The organism is Rhodococcus sp. NPDC127593 (assembly GCF_042671975.1).
Classification (GTDB): domain Bacteria; phylum Actinomycetota; class Actinomycetes; order Mycobacteriales; family Mycobacteriaceae; genus Rhodococcus_F.
In genome coordinates this window covers 14,605-40,905 of record NZ_JBHXWI010000039.1, presented here as the reverse complement: position 1 = coordinate 40,905, position 26,301 = coordinate 14,605, and the positions used below count along the sequence as shown (strand labels likewise).

The 26,301-nt window shown below is 63.2% G+C and carries 25 protein-coding genes and 1 pseudogene; 10 read left to right on the top strand and 16 right to left on the bottom strand.

What is annotated here, in order from left to right; genetic code table 11:
- Positions 1–73: 73 nt before the first annotated feature.
- From ACFVJ3_RS31535 to ACFVJ3_RS31495, 9 genes are all read right to left on the bottom strand, one after another.
- On the bottom strand, positions 74–823 hold the full coding sequence (locus ACFVJ3_RS31535) for a FadR/GntR family transcriptional regulator (protein ID WP_378455808.1): 750 nt from the start codon (positions 821–823) through the stop codon (positions 74–76).
- Positions 824–1,083: 260 nt separating this feature from the next.
- The gene (locus ACFVJ3_RS31530) at positions 1,084–2,343 is read right to left on the bottom strand and encodes an acetyl-CoA C-acetyltransferase (protein WP_378455807.1); all 1,260 of its coding nucleotides are present in this window, start codon (positions 2,341–2,343) and stop codon (positions 1,084–1,086) included.
- Positions 2,344–2,382: 39 nt separating this feature from the next.
- Entirely contained in the window at positions 2,383–3,147 is a 765-nt protein-coding gene (locus ACFVJ3_RS31525) for an SDR family NAD(P)-dependent oxidoreductase (protein WP_378455806.1), read from the bottom strand.
- A 167-nt stretch (positions 3,148–3,314) separates the two neighbouring features.
- Positions 3,315–4,922, bottom strand: coding sequence for a class I adenylate-forming enzyme family protein (locus tag ACFVJ3_RS31520; RefSeq protein ID WP_378455805.1), 1,608 nt, complete (start codon positions 4,920–4,922; stop codon positions 3,315–3,317).
- Positions 4,923–4,982: 60 nt separating this feature from the next.
- A complete protein-coding gene (locus ACFVJ3_RS31515) occupies positions 4,983–5,159 on the bottom strand; it encodes a hypothetical protein (RefSeq protein ID WP_378455804.1) in 177 nt (58 codons plus the stop codon).
- Positions 5,156–5,956 (bottom strand): enoyl-CoA hydratase/isomerase family protein, encoded by an 801-nt coding sequence (locus tag ACFVJ3_RS31510; protein ID WP_378455803.1) that lies wholly within the window; start codon positions 5,954–5,956, stop codon positions 5,156–5,158. The genes ACFVJ3_RS31515 and ACFVJ3_RS31510 overlap by 4 nt, the downstream gene beginning before the upstream one ends.
- Before the next feature lie 129 nt (positions 5,957–6,085).
- Positions 6,086–7,273: an acyl-CoA dehydrogenase family protein gene (locus ACFVJ3_RS31505; RefSeq protein WP_378455802.1), complete on the bottom strand. Its 1,188-nt coding sequence runs from the start codon at positions 7,271–7,273 to the stop codon at positions 6,086–6,088.
- A 37-nt stretch (positions 7,274–7,310) separates the two neighbouring features.
- Positions 7,311–8,198: an amidohydrolase family protein gene (locus ACFVJ3_RS31500; RefSeq protein ID WP_271213560.1), complete on the bottom strand. Its 888-nt coding sequence runs from the start codon at positions 8,196–8,198 to the stop codon at positions 7,311–7,313.
- 87 nt (positions 8,199–8,285) lie between these two features.
- Positions 8,286–9,077, bottom strand: a complete 792-nt coding sequence (locus tag ACFVJ3_RS31495) for an enoyl-CoA hydratase/isomerase family protein (RefSeq protein WP_378455801.1) — start codon at positions 9,075–9,077, stop codon at positions 8,286–8,288.
- 105 nt (positions 9,078–9,182) lie between these two features.
- Between ACFVJ3_RS31495 and ACFVJ3_RS31490 the strand changes: the two genes are divergently transcribed.
- From ACFVJ3_RS31490 to ACFVJ3_RS31470, 5 genes are all read left to right on the top strand, one after another.
- Positions 9,183–10,424, top strand: a complete 1,242-nt coding sequence (locus ACFVJ3_RS31490; RefSeq protein WP_378455800.1) for an acyl-CoA dehydrogenase family protein — start codon at positions 9,183–9,185, stop codon at positions 10,422–10,424.
- The gene (locus ACFVJ3_RS31485) at positions 10,421–11,653 is read left to right on the top strand and encodes a CaiB/BaiF CoA transferase family protein (RefSeq protein ID WP_378455799.1); all 1,233 of its coding nucleotides are present in this window, start codon (positions 10,421–10,423) and stop codon (positions 11,651–11,653) included. The genes ACFVJ3_RS31490 and ACFVJ3_RS31485 overlap by 4 nt, the downstream gene beginning before the upstream one ends.
- 150 nt (positions 11,654–11,803) lie before the next feature.
- A complete protein-coding gene (locus ACFVJ3_RS31480; protein ID WP_159923481.1) occupies positions 11,804–12,700 on the top strand; it encodes an enoyl-CoA hydratase in 897 nt (298 codons plus the stop codon).
- On the top strand, positions 12,697–14,163 hold the full coding sequence (locus tag ACFVJ3_RS31475) for a class I adenylate-forming enzyme family protein (protein WP_378455798.1): 1,467 nt from the start codon (positions 12,697–12,699) through the stop codon (positions 14,161–14,163). The genes ACFVJ3_RS31480 and ACFVJ3_RS31475 overlap by 4 nt, the downstream gene beginning before the upstream one ends.
- Before the next feature lie 94 nt (positions 14,164–14,257).
- The gene (locus tag ACFVJ3_RS31470) at positions 14,258–14,854 is read left to right on the top strand and encodes a TetR family transcriptional regulator (protein ID WP_378455797.1); all 597 of its coding nucleotides are present in this window, start codon (positions 14,258–14,260) and stop codon (positions 14,852–14,854) included.
- Positions 14,855–14,881: 27 nt separating this feature from the next.
- Here ACFVJ3_RS31470 and ACFVJ3_RS31465 read toward each other — a convergent pair whose 3' ends face one another.
- A complete protein-coding gene (locus ACFVJ3_RS31465; protein ID WP_378455796.1) occupies positions 14,882–15,103 on the bottom strand; it encodes a hypothetical protein in 222 nt (73 codons plus the stop codon).
- A gap of 292 nt (positions 15,104–15,395) precedes the next feature.
- Between ACFVJ3_RS31465 and ACFVJ3_RS31460 the strand changes: the two genes are divergently transcribed.
- From ACFVJ3_RS31460 to ACFVJ3_RS31440, 5 genes are all read left to right on the top strand, one after another.
- A complete protein-coding gene (locus ACFVJ3_RS31460) occupies positions 15,396–16,604 on the top strand; it encodes an amidohydrolase family protein (RefSeq protein ID WP_378455795.1) in 1,209 nt (402 codons plus the stop codon).
- An 86-nt stretch (positions 16,605–16,690) separates the two neighbouring features.
- Positions 16,691–17,845: an acyl-CoA dehydrogenase family protein gene (locus tag ACFVJ3_RS31455; protein ID WP_378455794.1), complete on the top strand. Its 1,155-nt coding sequence runs from the start codon at positions 16,691–16,693 to the stop codon at positions 17,843–17,845.
- Entirely contained in the window at positions 17,842–18,900 is a 1,059-nt protein-coding gene (locus tag ACFVJ3_RS31450; protein WP_378455793.1) for an acyl-CoA dehydrogenase family protein, read from the top strand. The genes ACFVJ3_RS31455 and ACFVJ3_RS31450 overlap by 4 nt, the downstream gene beginning before the upstream one ends.
- Before the next feature lie 105 nt (positions 18,901–19,005).
- Positions 19,006–20,154 carry an acyl-CoA dehydrogenase family protein gene (locus tag ACFVJ3_RS31445; protein ID WP_378455792.1) on the top strand — a complete coding sequence of 383 codons (1,149 nt, stop codon included), beginning with the start codon at positions 19,006–19,008 and terminating at the stop codon, positions 20,152–20,154.
- An 81-nt stretch (positions 20,155–20,235) separates the two neighbouring features.
- Positions 20,236–21,099, top strand: a complete 864-nt coding sequence (locus tag ACFVJ3_RS31440) for an acyl-CoA thioesterase (protein WP_378455791.1) — start codon at positions 20,236–20,238, stop codon at positions 21,097–21,099.
- Positions 21,100–21,358: 259 nt separating this feature from the next.
- Here the strand turns inward: ACFVJ3_RS31440 and ACFVJ3_RS31435 are convergent.
- From ACFVJ3_RS31435 to ACFVJ3_RS31410, 6 genes and pseudogenes are all read right to left on the bottom strand, one after another.
- Positions 21,359–21,850 (bottom strand): annotated as a pseudogene (locus ACFVJ3_RS31435) (transposase); the annotation flags it as partial.
- A gap of 84 nt (positions 21,851–21,934) precedes the next feature.
- Positions 21,935–22,342 carry a nuclear transport factor 2 family protein gene (locus ACFVJ3_RS31430; protein ID WP_378455790.1) on the bottom strand — a complete coding sequence of 136 codons (408 nt, stop codon included), beginning with the start codon at positions 22,340–22,342 and terminating at the stop codon, positions 21,935–21,937.
- A gap of 104 nt (positions 22,343–22,446) precedes the next feature.
- Positions 22,447–23,352, bottom strand: a complete 906-nt coding sequence (locus tag ACFVJ3_RS31425; protein ID WP_378455789.1) for an SDR family NAD(P)-dependent oxidoreductase — start codon at positions 23,350–23,352, stop codon at positions 22,447–22,449.
- Between the two features lie 387 nt (positions 23,353–23,739).
- Positions 23,740–24,429 carry an SDR family NAD(P)-dependent oxidoreductase gene (locus ACFVJ3_RS31420; protein WP_378455788.1) on the bottom strand — a complete coding sequence of 230 codons (690 nt, stop codon included), beginning with the start codon at positions 24,427–24,429 and terminating at the stop codon, positions 23,740–23,742.
- 34 nt (positions 24,430–24,463) lie between these two features.
- Positions 24,464–24,922, bottom strand: a complete 459-nt coding sequence (locus ACFVJ3_RS31415; RefSeq protein WP_271209818.1) for a MaoC family dehydratase — start codon at positions 24,920–24,922, stop codon at positions 24,464–24,466.
- A 5-nt stretch (positions 24,923–24,927) separates the two neighbouring features.
- Entirely contained in the window at positions 24,928–26,052 is a 1,125-nt protein-coding gene (locus ACFVJ3_RS31410; RefSeq protein ID WP_378455787.1) for an acyl-CoA dehydrogenase family protein, read from the bottom strand.
- Positions 26,053–26,301 lie beyond the last annotated feature (249 nt).

Sequence of the window (26,301 nt, the reverse complement as noted above, 5' to 3'; positions counted from 1 at the left end):
CGGATGTCGCTACGGGACAAAGAAAAAGGGCGCGTGATGACATCACGCGCCCTTAGCGAATCGCCGGGTGGTTCTACGACAGTACTTCGACGAGTGTCGTCCCGGAATCGTCGAGCATGACGTTGGCCACCTTGCGAAGGTGGCGAAGCCAGTGGGTTACTGCACCGTCGACGTCGCCCTCACTCAACAGTTTCAACAGCCGCCGGTAGGACCGGTACGCCAATTGGTCGACGACGAGCTCGTGCTCGGGGCCGTGAGTGATGATGTAAAGCCGGTTGTGCGCATCCATGATGTGCAGGAGCATCCCCATCATGATCGACATGGTCCGAGATCCGGCCAGGTCGACGATCGCCTGATGGATCCGAGTGTCGAGTTTCGCGAACTCGACCGGATCCCCCAGCAAACTACGCCCCTCCTCGACGAGCTCGGTCAGCCTTCCCAGGTCCGACTTGAGGCCGGGCCACGCGCGCAGAGCGGCAATCTCGACCTCTGTGCGAGCGCGATAGACATCGGCCAGCGCCACTCCTTGGTACTGCAGGAGCAAGCCCATGTGACGCGCCGCAACCGACTCGTCAGGCGCCAGAACCCGCGCGCCGCCGTGGGCGCCTCGCAGCACGACGATGATGGACTCCGACTCGAGGATGCGAAATGCCTCACGCATGGTCGGCCGGGACACACCGTACCGTTCCATGAGAGCGGACTCGCCGGGAAGCGGGTCCCCGGGCTTCAGCTCGCCGGTCACGATCTGTCGCCTCAACTTGGCCGCTACCAGTTCACCGGCTTTCGGAACCCGCACCAACGACGACTCTGTACCAACCGACATATGCCCTCCATTCGGCGGTCAATCGTGCAATCATTAAATCATATCAACCCAAAGGATCGCCGGGTTGCGGACACGTACTTGTTCCCCCGCTGCGCCGTCGGCGGCGTGACCGGAGGCCCTTCCCACCCCCTCGACCAGGGCAATCTCCCACGCCAACCCCGAGACGCGCACGGTACCAACCCCCGCTCTGCAGGGATGACGAGGGCGCACTCGGTCACCGATGCTCGACTGGGCCGGCTACTACGCGGACGCAGCGGGTCTCAACTTAGGCGCTCCAAGATCATTGCCATACCCTGGCCGCCGCCCACACACATCGTCTCGAGTCCGAACTGCTTGTCATGCCACCGCATGGAGTTCATCAGCGTCGTCGCGATGCGAGCACCGGTCATTCCGAAGGGGTGGCCTGCAGCGATGCCGCCGCCATTGATGTTCAGCCGGTCCAGCGGGATCCCCAGTTCCTTGTAGGAGGGGATTACCTGAGCAGCGAACGCCTCGTTGATCTCAATAAGGTCGATGTCCCCGACCGACATCCCGGCGTTGGCGAGTGCGTTGCGGGTGGCGGCGATCGGCCCGAGTCCCATGATCTCGGGCGACAGGGCGGACACCCCGGTCGCAACGATACGTGCCAGAGGGGTGATTCCCAGCTCTGCAGCCTTCCGATCGGACATGATGATCAGCGCCGCAGCGCCGTCATTGAGTGGGCACGCGTTGCCTGCGGTGACGGTTCCGTCCGGCCGGAATGCCGGAGACAGCGCCGCCAGCTTTTCGAGCGTGGTTCCGGCACGGGGACTTTCGTCACGATCCAGCACCTGGCCATCGGGCAGCGTGATCGGAGTGATCTCCCGTTTCCAGAAGCCGGCCTCGGCGGCCTGCTGATAGAGCGTCTGGGAACGCAGCGCGAACTCGTCCTGTTCCTGCCGCGAAACGTTGTACGCCTGAGCGACATTCTCCGCGGTCTGTCCCATTGCGATGTACACATCCGGCAGACCACCGGACGTCCGGGGATCCTGCCAAACGGGGGCATCACCCTGCGTACGCTCGCGGGTCAGTGCTTGGGCAGACGAAAAGAGTGGATTCGTCCACGGATTCGCGGAGCGATCCCGGGGATCTGCATTCTCGTCGACGGGTGGGGTGTCCGCGTGGCCACGCCGTCCCCTGCTGATTGCCTCGACGCCCGCTGCGACGAAGACGTCGCCCTCGCCCGCACGGATTGCGTGCATTGCCATCCGCGTCGTCTGCACGCTGGATGCGCAGTACCTGGTGATGGTCGTTCCGGGTACGGTGTCCCACCCCAGCAGCGTGGCGACCACCCGTCCCATATTGAAGCCCTGTTCACCTCCCGGCGCACCGCACCCGAGCATGAGGTCCTTGATCTCACTCGGGTCAAGCGCAGGGAGCTGCGTCGCAGCGGCCCGCACCGCTGTCGCAGCCAGGTCGTCGGGGCGCATGTCACGTAAGGCGCCCTTGTACGCGCGCCCGATCGGTGTACGCGCGGCGGCGACGATCACTGCCTCTGCCATTGGTCTCCTCCAGTTGAGTTTCTCGTCGATGAAATCGAGTCAGTACCGCATGTGCGATCCCGCAGAAATGTTCACGATCTCGCCGGTGATGGATGCGGAGCGGTCCGACACCAGGAACGCCGCGGCCTCGACGATGTCCTCGACGCGCGGCAGCCGTCCCAGGGCCGTCTTGACCCGCTCGCCCTCCTGCATCTCCGGATGCAGCGTGTCGGTGAAGCGGGTCCCGGTCACCATGCCCATCGACAGGGTATTCACCCGGATCCCGTGGGGCCCTCCCTCATGGGCGCAGCAACGGGTCAACACGCTGAGGCCGCCCTTGCTGACCGCGTAGGGCGTCTCGATCCCTTCACCACCGACATCCGGAGCGTAGGTCGACACGTTAAGGATCACTCCAGGCGCTCCAGCATCACGCATGTGGTTCATGGCTTGCCGGGAAAGCATCCACGGACCAGTCAGATTGACCGCGAGCACCTGGTCCCACGAGGCCGGCTCGTAATCGAAGATCGACCCGATCACGTTCACCGCCGCGTTGTTCACCAGGATCGAGATCGGTCCCAACTCCGCGCGAACGGCGTCGGTCACGGCCACGATCTGCTCGCGGTCACCGACGTCGAGCACGTGCCCGACCGCGTTACCTCCGGTCGCATGGCGGATGTCGGTCACTGCCTCCGCCAGCCGACGCTCGTGCGAATCCGTGACGACGACCGTCGCACCTTCCGCTGCCAGCCTGGTGGCGATCGCCTTGCCTATCCCAGCCCCCGCGGCACCCGTGACCAGGGCGACGCGCCCGGACAACGACGACATCTGCACTCCTCGCTTGTTGATTGAATTCGACTCTTCCGAATCGCACCGGTATCCGGCGATTCGGCACAGACTGTGTCTCGGAGCGAGACGCTCGCGGCATCTCACCGCCAAGCCGGCACGATCTGGTCGACCATGCCCCCGGTCGGGAATACCGATTAATTATTGCACTAGTCCCGGACTACCGGTTGCCCATCCCGTCGTCCGAGCTGCCCGGCAAGGGCAAGCCTGCGCACCTTGCCGGTGGAGGTACGGGGAAAGTCCTCGACGAGGAACCACCGCGTCGGCTGCTTCTGCCGGGGTAACCACGCGGTCACGTACTCCGCGAGGTCGGTGTCGGTGATCGTCGATCCCGGCACGAGTCGCACCGCTGCGACCGGCTGCTCCCCGAGCCTGGGATCTGCCATGCCGAACACCACCACCTCCTCCACACCCGCCATGCGGGCGATCACGGACTCGATCTCCGCGGGATAAAGGTTCTCGCCACCCCGGATCACGACCTCTCGAATGCGTGAGTGAAAGGTGACAACCCCCTGGCTCATCGAGCACAGATCCCCGGTGCGCATCCATCCATGCTCGTCGCACACCGAGACCGTTCGCCCACTGGAGTCGAGATAGCCCGACATGATCAGCTGCCCACGAACACACAACTCACCGACCGTTCCCTCCTCGACGAGACGTCCATCCGCGCTTACGCAGTAATCCCGTTCCGGTAGCGGCCGACCGAGCGTACGAGTTCGTTCGTAGGGCGGATCATCGGGCGAACTCATCGTCATGCACGGAGCCTCGCTCTGGCCGTACGCCACGAGGAACCTGGTATTCAGTCGCTCCTCGAGCGAATCGATGAGCACCGGATCGACACTGGTCGCACCGCCAACCACGGCCGCGACCGAGGAAAAGTCCTCCGCCACGACACCGTCCAGGGACAGGATGTCGATGACCATCGTCGGCACGATCCCGACAATGCCAGGCCGGAGTCTCCGGATGGCCTCGACCGTCGAACGGGGGTCGATCCGTGCCACTGCGACATAGGTTCCCGCAATCACCAGCGCGCTCATCACCCCTCCGACGACGCCGCCGACATGCTCGAGGGGCAGCGGGTTGAGTAGAACGGCCCCGTCGGTGGCGCCGGCAGCGACCGCATAGTGCCGAGCCGACCCCAGCACAGCTCGATGGGATAGCACGGCTACCTTGGGTTGTCCGGTCGTACCCGATGTGAACTGCAAAAGGAATGGGTCGTCAGCGTGCGCGCCATCCGAATAATCTCGGAAACCGACTCCGACATTTTCGAGTTCGCCCACGCTCACCACTTCCGGTACCAGCAGCGTGGAGTCGACGATGGGTACCTCCCCGACCGTAACGAGCAGATCAATGCCGACTTGCGCACAACGGGCAGCGAGACCCTCCGCCGTCTCACCGGACGGCATGGGCACGATCGCGCACCCGGCGCGAGCGGCACCATACATCGCCACCATCCACGGAACCCGCTCACGCCCCAACAACCCCACCCTCCGATGCCGGAGGGGACGATCGCGGAGAGCCGCACCCACCGAGGTGGCCCGAGCGAAGAGCTCACCCCAGGTCAACTTGCACACCGTCGTCCCGTCGAGCCAGGAGATCGCAACCCGAGCCGGATGCCGATTCGCGACATCGGAGAACCAGTCGTCGACGGTCCTGGCTGTGCCGGTCGGGTTGTGGTCGACCGCACCATGAGGTAGGTACGACCAACCGGGACGGGCGCTCTCGCCCAGCTCGGGTAGCCTGAATACTTCGGTCACGATTACTCACATCTCACTCGCTTGCCGATCGCGGGTGTCCGGGCTCCGAGATCGTGTACATCACTTGCCCGGCTCGCCGTCCGGCGTGCGGGCCCCTCCCGGTCGACCGCCGGTGGATTCCAGGATCACCGAAACATCGATCGTCACCGTCCACCAACAGACCGCTTTGTAGTCAAAATTGCGAGCTGCTGAGGAATTCGACCACGCGGCCAACTGCCGCACGATCCGAATCGTCACCGGCCCTCGAACACTGGCTTTCGGTGCTCGAGGAAGGCCGACATCGCTTCCCTTGAATCGGCGGTGTTCACCGCGAGTATCTGGGTACGGTTCTCCCGGTCAACCGCCTCGCCGAAGCCACAATTCTGGTTCGCCCAGAATGCTTCCTTCGTCGCTTCGAGCCCGAACGGTGAGAAGCCCGCGATCTGCGCGGCCAGGTCAATGGCTGCAGGAAGCAACTCGTCGTCGGGGTGGACAGCCGAGACGATCCCGCGCCGCTCCGCCTCCCCCGCCGAAACCAACCGATTGGTCAGCATCAACTCGAGTGCGTTGGACGTCCCCACCAGACGCGGGAGACTCCAGCTGATCCCGCCCTCGCACGCGCTCAGCCCCATTCGGATCGCACCATCACGGAACGAACCCGATTCGCCAGCGATCCGCACATCGGCAGCAAGTGCGAGTCCGAGGCCCGCGCCGACGGCCGGACCGTTGATCGCCGCGATTACCGGCTGCCGAAGCTCACGCACGGCGAGTGCCAGACCGGACGTGCGGCGCTGCGCCTCGAAACGGGTCGGGATATCCACTTCACTGCGCCCTCGGGCACCCCCCACATCGGATCCGGCACAGAACGCGCGACCCGCACCGGTAAGGACAACTACGCGCACATCGTGCTGCCGGTGCACCTCCGACAGGACCCTGCGTAGCTCGTCGATCAGTGGCCAAGTGAGGGCATTGAGACTCTCGGGACGATTTAGGGTGATCATTGCAACACCCGTTGCGGGCTCCGACACCAGGAGCAGCGACTCGTCGACATCCATGGTCAGTCCTTTCAATCGCGCTGTGTAGCGCAGAGTTTGCGGTCCGGATCCCAGTGGCAGTCCGGATCGGTTTATCGCAGTCGCCACAGCCCATCAGTGTTCGATCGCCGTCCGGGTGGGAGGGGACGATCAGCGCGGAAGTCCCAGCAGGCGCTCGGAGGCAATATTGCGCTGGATCTCGGCGGTGCCACCGTAGATGGTCTCCGCGCGTGACGACAGGAACAGCTTTCGCATTCCTGCGGCAGGCTCGGTTCCCTCGAACAATGATTCCGCTCCCACGATGTCCATGGCGAGCTCGCCCATGCGCTGATGGTGCGTCGAGGCGAAGAGTTTCGTCGTAACGGAAGCGGCGGCCGTCGCTGCGCCCGGCTCCGGGGCTTCGTCGTCGAGGAGGTCCGCGACCACCCGTAGGTTCGTCGCGCGCATGAGCTTGACGCCGATGTACACGTCCACGAGGCGTCGGCGGATCGCGGGATCGTCAATCGCACCACCGCGTCGGGCCAGGTCGAGCATGGCGTCGTACTCCCGTTCCATACCGAGCTGTAGCGGCATCAGGGCGCTCCCTCGCTCGAACCCGAGGGTCGTAATCACGACCGGCCATCCACCGTTGATCTCACCCACGGTGAGATCGAGCGGAGTCTGTGCATCGTTGAAGAAGCACTCGCTGAACTCGGTCGACCGGACGATGTTCTCGATTGGCCGGATCTCGACTCCGTCCTGGGCGACGTCGATCAGGAGCAGCGACAATCCCCGGTGGCGCAACGACAGATCGGGATCGGTACGGCAGAGCACGTAGAGCCAGTCCGCGTTATGCCCAAAGGTGGTCCAGATCTTCTGGCCGTTGACGTGCCATACATTCTCGGCATCCAGAGTGGCGCGTGTGCGCACGTCGGCCAGGTCCGAACCCGCACCGGGTTCGCTCCACCCCTGCCCCCACATCTCCTCGACCGCGAGGATCTTCGGCAGGAAGCGTTGGCGTTGTTCTTCGGTGCCACAGGCGATCAGCGTCGGACCGAGCAGATCGAGCGCCTGGGTGCTGACCCTCGCCGGTGCAGCAGCACGCGCGTACTCGTACTCGAATACGATCTCCTCGGCGAGACCGAGCCCTCTACCGCCGTAGCGAGTGGGCCACGTCAAACCCAGCCAGCCGTCTCGGGAGAGTTCGCGCTCCCATTCGACCCGGAGATCCCATGCGGTGTCGTCGGTGGGACTGCCGACACCGCGGTGCGCGGCAAAGTCTCCGACCAGATGCTCGGAGAACCACGTTCGGATCTCCTCACGGAAGTCGGCGACGTTCGGGGCGAAATCGTTGTCCATGTCGTGGAATCCTGATCCTAAACGGTCGGTAAAATGATCAACTCGGCTTCCCGAAGACCTCGACTGCGTTGGCACCGAGGTAGCCGTCCCGGGCGGCCCCCGCAAGAGGCAGGGCGCGGCCCTCCTCGATCGTGCGTTCCATCGGCAGGATCGGATAGTCCGAGGCCCACATGAGCTTGCGGGGATTGCGGCGTTGCGCAAATGTGAGAATTTCCTCGGGGACGTACTTCGGAGCCCATCCCGCCGTCATGGCGAAAACGTTGGGGTGCTTGATCAGCATGGCGATCGTCTCGCTGATCCACGGGTCACCCAAATGGCTCATCACGAGCTTCAGGTCCGGGAAGGTGAGGGCGACCTCATCAATCAGAATCGTGCGCTGAAGCTTCGCGGGCTTCATCGGCCCCGGTACGCCGACATTGATCGAGACGACCGCACCCTCGTCGCAGGCGGCGGTATAGGCCGGGTAGGCCAGCTTGTCGTCGATGGCGATGCCGGTGAACATCGGAATGATACGGATACACTTGATCCCGTACTCCCGCACTGCGATACGAACATGCCGTGCGGCGTCGTAACCTAGTCGTGGGTCGATGCCGACCGAGGTGACGAAGCGACCCGGGTAGTCACGCTGAATCTCGGCCAGCCGCGCACACGTCTCGCGTAGTACCTGCTCGCCGGACTTCGTGCCGTGCACGAACGGGGGCGTGATGTCGCGTGGCACCTTGGTCAGCACGCCGGACGCGATACCTAGTCGGTCCATCTCGGCTACTACATCGGCGATCGTCTCACCGCCCTCGTAGGCGCTGTTTCCCCGTTTGAACCTCGCCACAACGGAGGGGTCGGGCGTGACCTCTCCCGGCTGGTACGGCAGGTTGATCCAGGCATCGAACACTTCCGGCTCCGCGGACGCCGCCGTTTGATCTGTCATGTCCATCTCCTCGCTATCGTCGGGGTCGGCACATCGCCGCACGATCCCCTTTGGCCTGACCGACTTTGCGGCGGTCTCATCAGAGGGCTACCGGCCTCGATAGACCGGTACCCGCTTCTCCTTCATCGCCGATAACGCCTCGGCCGAGTCCTCGGTCGCCGCGATGACGGCGAAGTGTGAGGACGCAAGATCGAGTGCGGTATTCAGATCTGCGTCGGCCGACTGGTAAGTAATCCGCTTGATCATCCGGCTCGTCAGCGGCGCGTGCCGTGCGATGGACTGCGCGAACGCACGGGTCTCATCTGCGAAGTCTTCCGCTGGCGCTACTCGGTTGACCAATCCGATGCGAAGGGCCTCGTCCGCCGAGACGAAGTCGCCAGTCAGCAGCATCTCCAGCGCCTTGGACGTGCCGACGATTCTCGGCAGATAATAGGCTCCACCGTCGCCGGGCGTCAGCCCGACACGGATATATCCCTCGGACAGTGATGCGGTCGACGACATGATCCGCATGTCACACATGAGGGCCATGTCGAGGCCTGCTCCGACCGCCACGCCGTTGATCGCGGCGATCACCGGTTTGTCGAGAGTTGCCATTGCCCGGGCCACTCTATGTATCTCATCGTGTAGCTGTGCTTTTCGCTCGATCGGAGTCAGTCCGGAATCGGCATTGGAGATCTGTCCCAGATCCACACCCGAGCAGAACGCCTTGTCGCCTGCCCCCGTCAGGACGACGACACGGACGTCGTCATCGTCGCCTGCGTGACGGATCAGACGCTCCCACTCGCGAATCATCGCGAAAGTGAAAGCGTTACGGGCATCCGGCCGGTTGAGCGTGATCGTGCCGACGCCCTCGTCGAACGTCCAGTAGATTTCCTGCATTGATCACTCCTCCACACCACTCCGCTTGGGTCCGGGCCTTGAGGTTTTCCGACCTTTTCACCCACGCATCTCGTCTAATTCGATAACTAATTGTACTATACGACCATGGATGCCTCAGTAGACAGTTTCGGCGGGCTCACCCTTTCCGACGCCGACCGTGACTTCCGAGAGGAGGTACGGACCTGGTTCGCCGACCACCTGATCGGGGAGTTCGCCGGCCAGGCCGACCGTGGCGGTCCCGACGACGATGACAACTGGGAGTTGCGTCGCGCCTGGGAGCACGAACTCGGCCGCGGCAACTGGCTCGGCCTCTCGTGGCCACCCGAATATGGTGGCCGCGGCGCCACCATGACCCAAGAAATCATCTTCGCGATGGAGTATGCGCGTTCCGGCGCCCCCCCACGCGCCGCCTTTCACGGAGAGACATTGATGGCGCCGACGGCCTTGAGCTACGGCACCGAGGAACAGAAGAAGCGACTCTTGCTACCCATGTCCCGCGGCGAGGTGGTCTGGTGCCAGGGGTACTCCGAGCCCGGTGCAGGCTCCGACCTCGCCAATGTGGGAACTCGGGCGCAGCTCGACGGAACGGAGTGGGTGATCAACGGTCAGAAGATCTGGACCACCTTCGCCCACCACGCGAACTGGATGTTTGCCATCGTGCGGACGGACCCTCACTCCTCTAAGCACGCCGGTCTGTCCTATCTGCTCATTCCAATGGACCAACCGGGTGTCACCGTCGGGCCCATTCGAACAATGCTCGGGGACAGCGGCTTCAACGAGGTCTTCTTCGACGATGCCCGCACCTCTCAGGACAACGTCCTCGGTCCGGTGGGTGTCGGTTGGGGCGCCGCGATGACCACCCTCGGGCATGAGCGGGCCACGTCGGTACTCAACTACCAGTTCTCGTTCGTCCGCGAGATGAAGCATCTGGACACGCTCGCCCGGCATCGCGGTGCACTCGACGATCCGGCGCTGCGGAGCCGGATTGTCGACTCGTATATCGGCCTGCAGATCATGGCATACAACAATCTGCGGACATTGACCACCGCGCTGCGCGAGGGCAAGTTCGGCCCGGAGGCCTCGATCGGCAAGTACTACTGGTCGAAATGGCACCAGAAGTTCACCGACGTAGCAATGGACGTGCTCGGTCCGGAGGCTCTGCTCGGAACGGACTGGCGAACGGACGGTGATCCGAACGCCCAGGAAGTGACCATCGACGAGGCGACGGCGATGCGTCGCGCATTCATCCGAAGTCGCGCAGAAACGATCTATGCGGGCGCCAGTGAAATCCAAAAAAACATCATTAGCGAGCGTGTGCTGAATCTTCCGAAGGAGCCCCGCCGATGACCCGCTCTGCCAATCCAGCCGCAGGCGCGCTGAGCGGGATACGCATTCTGGATCTCAGCCGCATCCTGGCCGCTCCGTTCGCCACACAGATCCTCGGCGATCTCGGCGCCGACATCATCAAGGTGGAGCGCCCAGGCTCCGGTGACGACGCCCGACAGTACGGCCCCCCGTTCCTGGGCGATCCCGAGGATCGCACGTCCGGCTTCTACTTGAGCACGAACCGGAACAAGAGATCCATCACGGTCGATCACTCACGGACGGAGGGTGCCGATCTGATTCGCGCACTCGCCGCCGAGTCCGACGTACTTATCGAGAACTTTCGAACCGGGGTGCTGTCGAAGTACGGGCTCGGCTACGAGGAACTGCGTGAGGTCAATCCCGGCCTGATCTACTGCTCCGTGACGGGCTTCGGTCAGGACGGCCCTTATGCATCGCGTGCCGGATACGACGGGGTCTTCCAGGCAATGTGCGGCATGATGAGCGTGTCCGGCCTTCCTGACGGCGAGCCCGGAGCGGGCCCGATGAAGGTCGGTGTCTCGATGGTCGACGTCATCACCGGCCTCTACACGACCTCCGCCATCCTGGCTGCTCTTCGGCACCGCGATGTCGCGGACGGCGCCGGTCAGTACATCGACATATCGCTGCTCGACTGCGGGCTGGCCTCCCTCTCGCACTACGTGCAGAACTACCTCGTCTCCGGCGTTCCCGCCCCTCGCCGCGGCAACGGTGGCTTCGGCGGCATCCCGTCCCAGGCCTTCGAGTGCGCGGATGGTGAGGACATCTTCGTCGTCGCGAGCACAGCACCTCAATTCGCGGCACTCGCACGGGCTCTCGGACGGGACGAACTCGTCGACGAACCGCGGTTCGCGACCGTCTCGGCCCGCATCGAGAATCGCGATCTCGTTCTCGACGAGCTGTCAGCGATCTTCCGACAGCACCCGGCTGCGCATTGGGTGGAACGGTTGGAGGAGGCGGGCGTTCCATGCAGTCCGGTGAACTCGATCCCCGAGGTGTTCGCGAATCCTCAGGTTGTCCACCGTGGGATGCTCCAGCGCGACGAGGACGACGAGCTCGACCTGCTCCGGAACCCGATTCGGCTCTCGCAGACGCCGATCGCGGAGTACCGTCGGCCGCCGAATCTCGGTGAGCACACCGACGAAATTCTGTCCGGAGTCCTCGGCAAGGGTACGGAAGATGTTGCCCGTCTGCGCAAATTGGGCGTCGTCTGATGAAACCCCGGATAGTCGACTCCCGCTGCATCGCTCGCCACCACACGACCTGCGCGGTGTGAGTTGACGACCACCGGTACAGGTCCCCGACCGGGTATCCAACGGCGCCCGCTGCAATTGTGATGTCAGAAACAGAATGAAGGACTCGAGATGACCTACACATTCATCCGGTACGAGAGGGTAGGTGCGGGCAACATCGCTCGCATCGTCCTCGATCGTCCCGAGACGAGGAACGCACAGAACCGAGGTCTTCTGACCGAGCTTGACGATGCGTTCCGGCGAGCCGAGCAGGACGATTCGATCGATGTGATCATTCTGTCCGGCAGCGGAGCCGGATTCTCGTCCGGTCACGATATGGGCTCCGAGATCGCGGCACTCGAGGAGTTGCCCGGGCCCCGCCAGCATCCGACGTTCCGCATCGACGGTGGTACGGCGGAGTCTCACGTCGAGCGCCGTATGAGGCAGGAGTGGCACTACTACTTCGAGTGCACCCGGCGGTGGCGGGAGTTGCGAAAGATCACCATCGCGCAGGTCCACGGCAAGGTGATTTCGGCCGGGCTCATGCTGATGTGGGCATGCGACCTCATTGTGGCTGCGGAGGACACGTTGTTCGCCGATGTCGTGGCGGTTCGGCTGGGGATGCCCGGGGTGGAGTACATGGCGCACCCGTTCGAGTTCGGTCCGCGCAGGGCGAAGGAGCTCCTCCTGACCGGAGATGCCATCGATGCGGAGGAGGCGCACCGGATCGGCATGGTGTCCAAGGTGTTCCCCGGGGAGGAACTCGGCGAGCGTACCGTCGAGTTCGCGAGTCGCATCGCCCGCCGGCCGGCGATGGCCCGCCTCCTGATCAAGGACTCGGTCAATGGCGCAGTGGATGCGATGGGATTTCAGGAGTCGCTCCGCCACAGTTTCGGTCTGCACCAGCTGGGTCATGCACACTGGACGGCGCTGCACGAGGACAAGTTCCCGGCGGCGAAACCGGGCCCTGACATCGAGGACTGGAAAGCTGCCGGACCGCTGCAGACCGCGAATCCACACCGCGCATGATCAAACGATTAACCGACTACGCATCGCTTCCGGCACGAGCCGCCGAGCGGTGGCCTGAGCGGGTCGCTCTCGAATTCGAAGGAGAGCGATGGACATTCCGTGAGTTCGACCGCGCCGTCCATCGAACCGAACTTCTACTTTTTGACGCCGGTATACGTGCCGGAATGCGTACCGTGCTTCTGTTGGAGAACAGCCCTGAGTATGTCTTTGCGCAGTTCGCACTCGCCCGGATCGGCGCGGCGTTCGTGACACCGAACCCCTACTGGACCGACGGGGAGCTCCGGCGTACGCTCGCGCCGGTCGGTGCGCAAGCAGCGATCGTCGCGGCACGGCACGAGCGGATGGCAGGCGGTTTTCCTGTCTGCATTCGCGCCGAGGAAATCCGCACGAGTCCGTGCGGCACCGAGATTCCGGTGATCTCGACGGACCAGGAGTCCGGCTCCGGGAATTCGCGCCGTGAACTGTGCATTCCATTCTCCTCTGGCACGACAGGCCTCCCTAAAGGTGTGGTACACACCCACGCAAGCCTGGCGGGCGGCATCGGCCAGCTCGTACGGCATCTGAACCTGACGGAAAAGGATCGACTCCAGATCTCCCTGCCGCTGTGCCATATCTTCGGTACGTCCATGATGGGCGCCGCAGTATCCGCGGGGGCGAAGGTCACCCTGTTCGAGCGGTTCGACTTCGACCAGTGCATCCGGCAACTCAGGGAGGACGCCGTCACAGTGTGGCCTCTTGCCGGCAGTGTGGCCAACCGCTTGGCGGAACTCCCCACCCTGGGCCGGCGAGACTTCCCCGGTCTTCGGTTCTTCATGTGGGGAGGAAGCGCCGTTCCGGAGCACCTTGCGTCGGTGATCACGTCCCGAACCGGAATCGGATTTCTCTGCTCGTATGGCATGACCGAAGCATTTGCGACTGCTTTCAACCCGGTCGATTCGCCTGCCCTGTGGCGCCTGGACTCACCCGGATTCGCAACCGCAGGCACCGAGATTCGGCTCGGTGTGGACAACGAAATCGAGGTGCGCAGCCCGTGTGTGGCGAGCGGCTACACGACGCAACCCGCGGATTCCGCCGACGAGACGTTTCTCCCCGGTGGGTGGTTCCGCACAGGGGACGTGGGCCGGATCGATCCCGATGGCCGTCTGTGGATTGTCGACCGCCGAAAGGACATGATCAAGGTGTCGGGATTCCAGGTAGCGCCGGCCGAGGTCGAGATCGAGCTCCTCCGCCATCCCGCAGTGACGGACGCCGCAGTTATCGGGCGCCCCGACGAACGGCGCGGCGAACAGGTTGTCGCATTCGTGGTCGCTTCCGAGCCGGTCTCGCCGGACGATTTGCTGGCCGACCTCGCGGATCGCTTAGCAAGCTACAAACTTCCTCGCAAGGTCGTCTTCGTCGATCGGCTCCCCCGCACCTCGGCAGGCAAGCTGCAACGGGCGCTTCTTCGCAGCGGTAGCAGCTAGCCACCCGACGACCACATCCTCGACAGCTCGACATTGCTATCGTCGCTCTATCCCATCGTGCATGGCACAGCACCCGAACAGGAGAGTAGACATCATGACGTCGCTTCGCGAACGGAACCGAACCCGGACGCGCCGCGACATCGAGAATGCCGCTTTGGAGCTCTTCGAGAAGCAAGGCTACGACGCCACTGGTGTCGACGAGATCACGGAGCTGGCAGAGGTGTCACGCGCGACCTTCTTTCGCTACTACGGGTCCAAGGAGGAAGTGCTGTTCACCAACGAGACCGACGCGGTCGCCGAGATGGTGGCACACATCGCCGAACGGGAAGACCCGCGCCAGAACCTCGCCGCCCTGGCATCACCGGTGGCCCGCTTCGGTCGCGGTCTGCTCGACGACGATTCCTCGGAGGGACAGCGCCTGACACGTCTGGTCATGACCACCCGTGAACTCGAGGCACGCAGCATGCGAATGCGACTGCGGTGGGAACGTGGCATCGCCCGGCAGCTCGCGCGGGAACGCGATGAGCAGTCCCCCGCCACAACGGATATTCTTCTCGCCAACCTCGCCGTGGCCTGCCTCGCGGCCGCCCTTTGGGCATGGCAGGCCAGCCCGGAGGACACCACCATCGAACGGATTCTCGGGGATCAGTTCGCTGACGCGCTTCGTCTGTGCGGCCCAGAGGGCCGGTGAGCCGGACGCGCGAGGTCCGACCCGCGCCTACACGCGCGGATAGACGGCGGCGAGGGCTATCTGGTCGCTCAAATCCGCACCGGTAGCACGGACACTTGCCCAGAGCGCTTCACGGAAGCGGCGCGTCGACATGCCGAATTGCTCGAAGATCTCCTCGGCGGGAGCCCCACCGTAGGGCAACCACATCCGAGCGAACGCCACTATCTCGTCCGCAGACCTGCCCGGCAGGACGCCGGCACGCGGCATCACCAGCCTTCGGCCGCCTTCCATTGGGCGAAAATCCCTGCTCGCGTGGCGAAGAACGGAGTCGCTTCCGACCCGGTTAGGTTCCATGTACCTACCTCCAAAAGTGCGTCCCTGGTCATGGTGTTCGGGCAGAACACCCTCGCTGATAAGCTTAATTATATACCGGTATAGCCATTGCGCGACAGCATCTCAGACTGATACTCTGTCTCACAACGGTGGAACTCTTCCACCAAATCAACGGTGGGGATCTCCACCAAACATCGCCCTGCCGAGACGACACACCCGGAGGTGAGCAATGGCGCTGATCCAGAACTCTGTGGGAAAGCTCCCCTACCTACTGACAGACTTCGACCAGCACTCCTACGAGGCACCGGACGCATTCACACGCTTCATGCCGAAGAACAAGCTGCACACGGCGGTACGGCCGATCGAAGCACCCGGGTTCGACCGTAAGGTCCTGCTTGCGAACGACCGCATCGTCACCGCCCTCGAAGCAGACCTCGAACAGGCCTACGTACCGGGATCTCTGGTCGAGATGCTCAAGCAACGGGCTTCAGGTAACGCTACCGACGCCGAGCGGTTCTACGAACCCATCCAGCCGGAGTACCGCGACCGGGACAAGCGTCTCATCCAACTCGCCGAGCAGCAGATCGAGAAGACCGTGATGTACCCGGGCGGCTGGGGACTGCTCGCGGAGGCCTACCTCGACGACGTGGAGGTTCTCTACGACAACCTCGAGTCGTTCAACCGTTGGATCGACGAGGACTGGGGCTTTTGCTACAAGGACACAATCCACGCTCCTGCGTTGCTGTCGTTGCGCGACCTTGATCGGGCCTGTGCCGAGTTGGACCGAGTTCTGAACGCGGGCGCGCGGTTCATCATGCTCCCTGCCGGCCCTGCTTACGGCCGATCCCCCGGTGATCCCTACTTCGACCCGTTCTGGGCCCGCGTCAACGAGGCGAAGGTTGTCGTCTCGTACCACATCTCGGAGTTCTACTATCAGGCCAATGTCGCCGCAGACTGGGGCTGGAAGTTGGTTCCGCCCTTCCAGTTCTCCGCATGGCAGTGGCAGAACACCTACGGCGAGCGGCCAATCACCGACACCCTGTCGGCCCTGATCTTCGACAACCTGTTCGGCCGCTTCCCGAATATCAAGGTCCTTGTCAGCGAGTTCGGAGCCGAGTGGGTTCCGCACTTCATCCGGCACATGGACAAGAGTCGCGGCATGGCACGGAACGGCCGCTGGCTCGGAGGCCAGCTGTCCGAGCGGCCGAGCACGATCTTCAAGAACCACATCCGCGTAGTCCCGTACCCGGAGGACGACACGGTCAACATGGCCGACAAGCTCGGCACGGTGGACTGCCTGGTCATGGGTTCGGACTGGCCGCACGCCGAGGGTCTGCGTGAACCGGCCGACTTCTTCCAGAAGGCCGAAGGGCTCGGAGAAGAACGACGAAAACTGTTCTTGCGCGACAACGGAATAGGACTGTTCACCGGCGCCTGACCGTCGGCTGATCGAGCACGGCGCCGTGGTCCCTCCCGAATCCACGGCGCCGCGCAACACCTATCGAGCAAGAGGTGGTTCCGACCATGATTGGATTAGTCCCGGATGTTGTCCCGCTCCCTGCGGAGACAATTGACCTCCGCAGAGCGGTCAGGGAATTCCTCGCTGCGGATCGCGAGCAATACCGGTGGGAGTCCCGTGTGGACTCCTGGATCTCCTCGTGGGATCCCGGCTTCAGCCAACGTCTCGCCCGTCAGGGTTGGGTCGGTATGACAATCCCTACCGACTTCGGGGGTCCGGGACGTACCCACCTGGAACGTTTTGTCGTCACCGAGGAACTCCTTGCCCACGGTGCCCCCGTCGCCGCCCACTGGGTCGCTGACCGGCAGGTCGCCCCGGCACTGGTCCGGCACGGGAACACCGTCCAACGTGAGCGCTATCTGACCCGGATCGCGAACGGCACTTGTCACTTCGCGATCGGAATGAGCGAACCTGAGGCCGGTTCCGACCTGGCCGCAGTGCGCACCCGGGGCGTTCGCGCTGACGGCGGATGGCACGTCACCGGGACCAAGGTCTGGACTTCCGGAGCCCACCACAGCGAAGCCTTCTTCGTCCTCGCCCGTACGTCGGAACTCGATCCGACCCACCGCCACGACGGCCTGAGCCAATTCCTCGTCCCCCTCGACTCGCCGGGCATCGAGATCAGACCGATCAAATTACTGACCGGACAGCACCACTTCAACGAGGTCGTCCTCGACCGCGTCTTCGTACCCGATGACATGGTCGTGGGCGCCATAGGTTCGGGCTGGGGCCAGGTCGGGTCGGAACTCGGTTTCGAACGGAGTGGGCCGGAGCGGTTCCTCTCACCGCAACCGCTACTCGACAGTGTCGCGACCCGACTGAACCCCGAGAACAGCGGTGCGATGACGACCCTCGGCGGCCTTGTCGCCGACCTGATGACGTTGCGCCACCTCTCCGGTTCCGTCGCGCGTGCGCTATCCGGTAACGAGTCGGCCGATCTGAGCGCGGCCGTGGTCAAGGAGATCGGGACGTCCTACGAGCAACGCCTAGTGAGCGAGTGCGCCGAGCTGATTCCCGAGGTCCGTCCTGATTTGGAGTCGGACGACGAGATCTCCCGGCTCCTTGCCGAAGCTCTGCTGCACTCCCCCGGTTTTACACTTCGCGGTGGCACCAGCGAGATTCTCCGCGGGGTCATCGCCCGAGGATTGGGACTTCGATGACATCGACCTTGCACGTACCGACCGCGGACGAAATCAACGCGTTGCGCGAACTGGCCGACGACATGTTCGCATCGATCGTCGAGCCTCACCTCCACAGTCCGACTGTGTCCCTCCCATTTTCGGTCGACGCATGGAACCTTCTCGGCGAGGCCGGTCTCACACTGTTGACCACACCCGAGTCTTCGGGCGGTAGCGGCGCCGGACTCATGGAAGCATCCATCCTACTCGATCGCGCCGGATTCCATGCACTTCCTGCCCCCCTCGCCGAAACCGATCTGCTGGGCGCCTGGCTACTCACCGAGCTCGGCGAAACCCCATCGGGATCTCCGAGCACCGCCGTCTGCCTCGATCTGGCACGTTCGCATATCTCCGTCGACGACACCCGCTTGCCTGCAGTTCCGTGGGCAGCGGTGGCCGCGGACATCCTGATCGTCGGGAGGGACTTCATCGGGTACCTTCCGCTGGATCGTGCGACGATCACGCCCGTCGGCGACCTAGCCGGCGAGAACTGCGCCGCCGTCCGCTTCGCCGGCCGGGACCTCGATGTCACCTCGGTGTCGTCCGACCTTCGCATGCAGCTGCGGACACGGGGAGCATGGGCTCGATCGATCCAAATCTGCGGTGCACTGGAGCGCTCCCTCGATCTCGCGATCACTCATGTCTCGGAACGGCACCAGTTCGGTCGGCCGATCGGCAGGTTCCAGGCGGTGCAGGATCTGATCGCTCGCTCCGTCGGCCTGTTGACGACCGCGAAGGCCGCGACCGCACACGCCGTCACCGTCGCCGCTGAGGACGGGTTCGTGTCCGATACGACCTCGACTGCCACAGCCGTGGCAAAGATTCAGGCCGGGCGAGCCGCGGTGGGAGTCAGTCGCAACGTGCACCAAGCGTTCGGTGCCATCGGATTCACCCTCGACCACCAGCTGCGGCACTTCACCACTCGTGCCCTGTCCTGGAACCGTGATTACGGGACACCGACCGAGTGGTCGACCGACCTCGGACGTCGCGCCATGCGCTCAGACGGGTCGGTGTGGGAGTTCGCGGTTTCCCACTGACTCCCTGCAGGACGTTTCCACAACAGTTTTAACAGAAACTCAACTTAGCTGATTACCGAGACCGCACAGCGGTCATCGTTCCAGTTCCAGACGGAGGGATAACCGATGCGACGTAAAATCTTCGAACCCGAACACGACGAGTTCCGGGCCACCGCACGCGCGTTCTTCGAGACCCACTGCGCACCTCACTCCGTGGAATGGGAGGAACGTGGCTACGCCGATCGCGACGCCTGGCTCGAGGCCGGGAAGCTGGGCCTCATCGGGTGGGACATGCCGGAGAAGTTCGGGGGTTCCGACATCGACGATTTTCGCTTCAACGCGATCCTCAACGAGGAGTACCACGCGACAGGCTCTGTCGGAATCGGCCTTGGTGTGCAGAACGACATTCTCGCCGGATATTTCCGCGATTTGACAACGGATGAGCAGAAGCAGCGCTGGCTGCCCAAGTACATGTCCGGTGAGTACATCACGGCGATCGCGATGTCGGAACCGGGCGCCGGATCGGATCTGGCGAACGTCAAGACGTCCGCCCGACGCGAAGGTGACCATTTCGTCGTCAACGGCGCGAAGACGTTCATCTCGAACGGAATGCTGGCCGACCTAGTCGTCGTCGTCTGCCGCACCGATCCCAATGCCGAGAAGCCCCACAAGGGCATCAGTCTGATCGTCCTGGAAACCGGAATGGAGGGCTTCACCCGCGGCCGCAATCTCGACAAGATCGGCCAGAAGGCCGCGGACACCGCCGAACTATTCTTCGACAATGTGCGAGTTCCGGTGGAGAACCTCCTTGGCGAAGAGAACCGGGGCTTCTACCACCTGATGCGTAACCTGCCGGCCGAACGACTGGCGATCGGAATCCACGCCGTCGCGCAAGCACGCCGTGCCGTCGCTCTCACCAGCGAATACGCACACGAACGCAAGGCCTTCGGCCAAGAGATCGGCAGGTTCCAGATCAATCGTCACGCGCTCGCACAGATGAAGATCGAGATCGATGTTATGCAGATCTATGTCGACGAGTGCATCATGCGAGTGAACTCGGGCGAGTTGACGGCCGAGGAGGCCGCCGGTGCGAAGTGGTGGACGACCGAAACCCAGTGGAAGATCGTCGACCGCTGCCTCCAATTGCATGGTGGCTACGGCTACATGAACGAATACGAGATCGCCAGGTTGTGGCGCGACGCGCGTGTCCAGAGGATCTACGGTGGCACGAACGAAATCATGCTCGATCTGGTCGGCCGCAAACTGGGCTATTGACGCCTCGGCACTCCCAGGCCGCGATCCGACGCCAACCACCCGTAACCGCCGCCGTGGACAAACACGCCCCGAGGAGCACTCATGTCCGTGAAGCACAGTGATCTGCTGGAGCTAATCGATCTCGAACAGATCGCGCCGACGGTCTTCGAAGGCCAACCGACCCGTTACCGGCTTCCCCGAGTGTTCGGTGGCCAGGTGGCCGGTATGGCGATGGAGGCCGCCTCACAGACTCTGCCCGAACCCTGGCCGGCACACTCCGTCCAGTGCCAGTTCCTGCGTCCGGGTAACGCGGACCGGCCGATCCGATTCGCCGTCGAACGCGTACGAGACGGCGGTTCATTCGCGAGCCGGAATGTCGACGCGTACCAGGGCGATGTTCGACTGTTCTCGGCACGCATGTCCTATCATCGCGAGGAAGTGGACGGATTCGACCACCAGCTTCCGGTCCCGAGCACCACGCCGCCCGACGACCTGCACAGCGCAGCCGAACTGGCCCATGATCGACCCGACGAGTGGCCCCAGTTCTACCGCGAGTGGGAGCAACTCGACATCCGGATCGTGCCCACGGGACCAGCGAGCGCCCCGGCGAGCACTACCGGTCTCACTGCACACTCTCAGGTTTGGATGCGTGCGGTCGAGCCACTCCCCACCTCCAGACAGAACACACACAATGCCCTACTGGCCTGCATCGCAGACTTAACATTCCTCTCTACATCGCTCCTCCCTCACGGCCTTCCTCCAACCCATCCAGGCGTGATGATCGCCTCCCTGGATCACTGCGTGTGGTTTCATCGGCCATTCAGGGTCGACGAATGGCTCCTCTACGACCAGGTGTCGCCCACGGCCTACGGCGGGCTGGGGTTGTGCCGGGGCGCGTTCTACACCGCGGACGGGGTCCACGTGGCCTCGGTAATTCAGGAGGGCCTCATTCGCCCTGTGTCCTGAGACTCAGTGGGGCGGCAGGCGACGATGTCGAGCACAGGCACATTGAAGTGGCTCCTCCGAAAAGCTGTGTCAGACCGAGATTCTGCTGCGCCCAAAAGTCTATACGCCCCGTCCGGTCAGTCAGTTTCCGATGCCCACGACAACCCCGTCGCGAAACCCCACAGCCTGCATCCGACTCCACCACCGCACTTCCTGCGGTGGAAGCAGCGTGCCAATTCCAGACCGTGTTTTCAAAAGTGGCTCGCTTGTGGTTGATAGGCGTGTCGAGGTTGCGTTGGTGACCAGCTCGCTCAGGGCGCGCGGATCACCGACAAGGTCAGGTGCGCGGCCGTCGGTGCGCTCGGATATGGCCAGCGCGTCGCGGTCGTGCAGGCGTCGATAACTTCGGCGCGGCCGGCTAATGCACGCGCAGCGCCGAGCGCAATGCATTGGTACCGAGTCCGCGCCCAGATCAAATCCTGGCGTCCGCGGGCAAGGACCCTGATCGCGTCGGCGGACGGGCTGTCGCCGGCGTGGCGCCGGTGGTTGTGTCGGTTCGTGTCCACCAGATGGCGAGCTACCTGGCGTCACCGGCGATCGAACTTTGCGCCCGAGACGTGGTGACGGTCTCGGCAGCGTGCGGCCGTGAGGGGGTTAACCGCGTACACCTGCCACCTGGCGGCCGTCAGCGCCTGCGCCCAAGGTCGCGGTCGGTTTCGATGCCTAACAGGACCTGACCCGACTCCTCGGGGTGCTTGGCTACCAGTTCGTGCAGGGCCCACCCCGGTTTCGGCCATCGATCGACAGTGAATCTGCAGCAGCAACAGTCGGTACGTCCAAGTATCAAGGCTCGCAGTCACGAGAGGTGGGGAACAACCGATGCCACGTCGTACTGCCAAAGTGTTCGATGCTCTCTCCGACTGATCCGCCAACCACCTTCAACCTGGACAAGGGCATCGTCGTACCTGAGTCCGCGCACGAAGATCGAACCTGAGGCGGCGAGCAAATGTGCCACCGCAAAGCTGATGGCTGAGGCGGTTCCTGCGCGGCCGAGCGTAATCGACTGACTCGCCAAACTATGAGAGGAGTGAGTGAAGCCTCCGTCGAGCCCTTGTCGCACCAGGTCGGTTACCTTGACTGCCCGGCCAAGGAGTGAAATCTCTGCGTCGGCGGTGAAGGCGGAGGCGAACAGCGCGGGATCGCGCTGGTCCACACCAGCCCAGTAACGCATGCAGGCATCGCGAATTCCTTGCTCGGTCAACATGCGCTCCGTGGCAGTTCGGCTCGAGTCGGTATCCGATAAATCCATTGGTTGCCATCACTTTCCCTCTACGCACGGAGGGGTGCTCGGGCCCCGGAGGAGTCCGGCTACGGCCACGGCACAACCCGGCGATCCTTGATCAACTCTCCATGTGGTGCCGTCGTCCCCGTGGGCAGCAGTGCTGCCCACGTAGCGATCGCTGCCGACTCGTCCACGTTGCGAGCGGACCTAGTGTCGAGACCGAACCCGCGAGCGCCAGGGGTGTCGGTGAAGCCGGGATCCACGGCGTTGACCAGAACACCGTCCGCATCGCCCGGGTTGAAGAGACGCGCGAACGCACGGGTTGCTGCAATCTGACCGGCCTTGGAGGGAACGTTGATCCAGTCCGGCCAGCCCTTCTGGGCAGCGACACCAGTACGAACGTCGTCTACATAGTCTGTCATGATGTCATCGATGTCGTCGAGTGTGAGTGCGGCATCGGACAGACGTGCTTCCTGATCTTCGGAGAAGGACCAGTTTTGTCCGAACACGTCAGCGAATACCTTGAGACGCGGGTGCCCAATTGCCGCTTCACGACGTAGACGACCGAAACTGCTCGCCATCGTGATGAAGCGGCCACCGGGCCTCAGCAAGTCCCTCGTCTCACGCATCAGACGAGTGAGCGCCAGGTTGTTGGTCCCGATGAATTGGGCAACATCTTGCGCCTGTGGTCTATCGCGACTGAAATGCGCTGTCGCATTGCTGATGAAGATGTTGATGCCGCCGTGATCTTTTCCGATATCGGACACGAACTGCGCTACGTCGTTTCCATCGCAGACGTCAAGACGCGAGAATCTCGCACCGCGATGCCCAGCCCGTCGCAGGCGGTGTGCCGCGGCCTCACCGCGTTCTACGTTCCGGCCGGTGACGTAAACTGCTGAATCCGGTCCAAGGGAGGTCGCGAGATGTCTGACCAGAGCGAACCCAAGCCCGTCTGAAGATCCCGTCACCACTGCAACTCGCGTTTCGCGCATTCGGCACCTCATCTGAACTGTTGGCCTTCGCGAGGTCCGGAAGAACCAATCACAATCAAGCGTATGTCGTACGTCTGCGACACAATTCACGACTGACCACGTCGATGACAGCACGCAATCCGCTCCGAGCAGGACTTCGATGCCTGAACCATTCCGGTTTCGGTCTGATTCCTCGCGATTCGGCCTCGTGGCGGATTCCTTCGGGGCACGGATGCGATCAGCGAGTGCTGATCGAATTCAGTTTATTCGCATTGGCCTGGCATACTCTCGAGCGGACTGACGCGGTGTGTTCCTTCGCGGCGTTCACACCGTGTACTCCGTCCGTGCTGACATCGGAACGTATCGGCGAGCGGCTACGTCGGCCGTCCACCATTTTGTTGCCGAGCTCTATCCGGAGACCGGCACTCGAGCACCGTTCACCGAACTCGCTGCGTCGGATACCAGGAACGCGATCGTCTCGGCAACCCGCTCGGGTGACACCCATCCATGTCGCGAGGCCTCTGGTTGCGATGCACGGTTACCGGGGGTGTCGATCACCGACGGCACGATGACATTGGCCCTGACTCCGGAGTCGCGATACTCCACAGAAAGCGCGTTCACGAACGCCCACACGGCCGCTTTGGCCGTGATATAGCCGGCGGCTCCCGCGAACGGAGTGAAGGCAGAGCGCGCCGAGACTCCCACGATCGAGCCACCGCCCGCTTCGATCAGCGACGGAAGTGCGGCTTGCGTGAGCAGGTAGAGTGGCCGAAGATTTAGCTGCATCATGCGGTCGAAATCATCGATCGGAGTATCAGCAACCAAGTCGCCGATGGCAAATCCTCCGACCAGGTTCACGACGGCCTTCAACGGTGCCTCTGAGTTGCGTTGCGCTGCAACGATGACGGCCCGAACCTGCTCTTCAACGAACAGATCTGCTCTGCACAGAGTAATTAGTTCCGACTGCGGCAACCGTTCGAGTTCCGCCTCAGCGATCCATGGCACAACAACATGCCATCCGGTGTCGATAAGTTTCCTGACAGCAGCGACACCCAGTCCCCCGCTGCCTCCCGACACGATTACCGTGTGCTCCGCCACCGGTCTTCCCTTCGAGTCCGTAGATATTCGCCGTTCAGAAAGCGACCCTGCTCACCGTCTCTGCTACGAGTGCAGGCTTGTCCTGCCCCTCGATTTCCATCGTCTGACCGACGATCATCTGGAGTGATCCATCCTGCAATGCTTCTGCCGATAGCAGCTTCGCACGAAGGCGCAAGCGCGAGCCGACTGTCACAGGGTTGATGAACCGCACCTTGTTCGAACCGTAATTGATGCCCATCTTCGAACCCTTGATCTCGAAGATTTGCCACCCGAGCATCGGTACCAGCGACAGCGTCAGATAGCCGTGTGCGATCGGTCCTCCGAACGGGCTCTCCGCTGTCGCGCGTTCGACGTCGACATGGATCCACTGGTGGTCACCGGTCGCATCGGCGAATCGGTCGACGCGGTCCTGGGTGATCTGGATCCACTCGCTGGTGCCGAGTTCGTCGCCTACTGCGGCGCAAATGTCGTCAATGGAGGTGAATGTGCGCATGTGAACTACCCTTTCGCGGTCGTGTGCGGAACAAGGCCGATCAGTGTTTCCAGTCGTGCTCGATGGTGTGCTGGAGACCCGAAGAGCAACTCCGAGGCCTTCGCTCGCTTGAAGTAGAGGTGGGCGTGATGTTCCCAGGTGAACCCAATGCCGCCGTGCATCTGAATACTCTCGGCGGCGATGTGGTAGAAGGCCTCCGAACAGTAGGTCTTCGCAATGGCCGCTGCCTGTGGAAGGTCGGGAGAGTTCTCCTCGACGGCTGTACTTGCATAGGTGGCTGCGGATTTCGCCGACTCGAGTTCGACGAGCATGTCCGCGCACCGATGCTTGAGTGCTTGGAAGGAGCCGATCGGGCGCCCGAACTGGTTCCGCACCTTCAGGTACTCGACTGTTCGCTCCAATACCTCCGCGGCTGCACCTACCTGCTCGCACGCCAGCGCGACCGAGGCGACGTCGGCAACCCGCTCCAGGATCTCTCCCGCGGCGCCCGCGCGCCCTAACGGACGCGCGGGCGCCTCGCCGAGCTCCACCCGTGCGAAGCTCCTCGTCTGGTCCATCACCGTCAGTGGAGTGATGTCGACCTCCGTCTGTGGAAGATCGACGACAAAGAGTGAATGTCCGGATTCGGTATTGGCCGCTACGATCACGAAGTCCGCGCACATCGCATCGAGTACGTACGCCTTCGCGCCGGTCACGCGCCACCCGTCGTCGCTGTGCCGAGCGGTGGTCCGTCCGTTCGGGGCGATCACCAAGTCGTCATCGCCCGCGGCCAGGGTGCCCAGTCGCGCACCCTCTGCCAACCCGGGCAGCAGCTCGGCGCACAGCACGTCGTCCTCCGACAGCAGCAGTGTGTACGTCGCCAGCACGCTCGACGAGAGCAGCGGCGCGGCCAGCAGGGACCGCCCGCTCTCCTCCAGAACGATACCCAATTCGCCGAATCCAAATCCGGCGCCACCGAACTTCTCGGGTATCACCAGTGCCGGAGCACCAATCTGTTCGGACAGAGCCGACCATGCAACCGGGTCGAAAGGCTCCGTCGTGGCCATCAGTTCTCGCACCTTCACCTCGGACGAGTGCTTGGTCGTGAACGACTGCATGACTTCGCGCAGTGCCTGTTGTTCTGCGGTCACCGTGAATCCCATGAATACCCTTTCGGCTCTCGTCCACGTGTGCTCACGTGCGTTTGCACCGCGTGTCGGCGACTCCGTCTCGGAACCGTTCGAGCGTGCGGCGAGGGCAACCCGAGGGACGTGTCACCCGTTGACTCTTCGAAACTTAATCGGCACTTTGATCCCACCAGCGTCTCGTGGGGTGCCGACACGACTTGATCTCTGTGCAAGCCAGCGACATCCCGGTTCCAACAGAGCGGAACCGGCGAT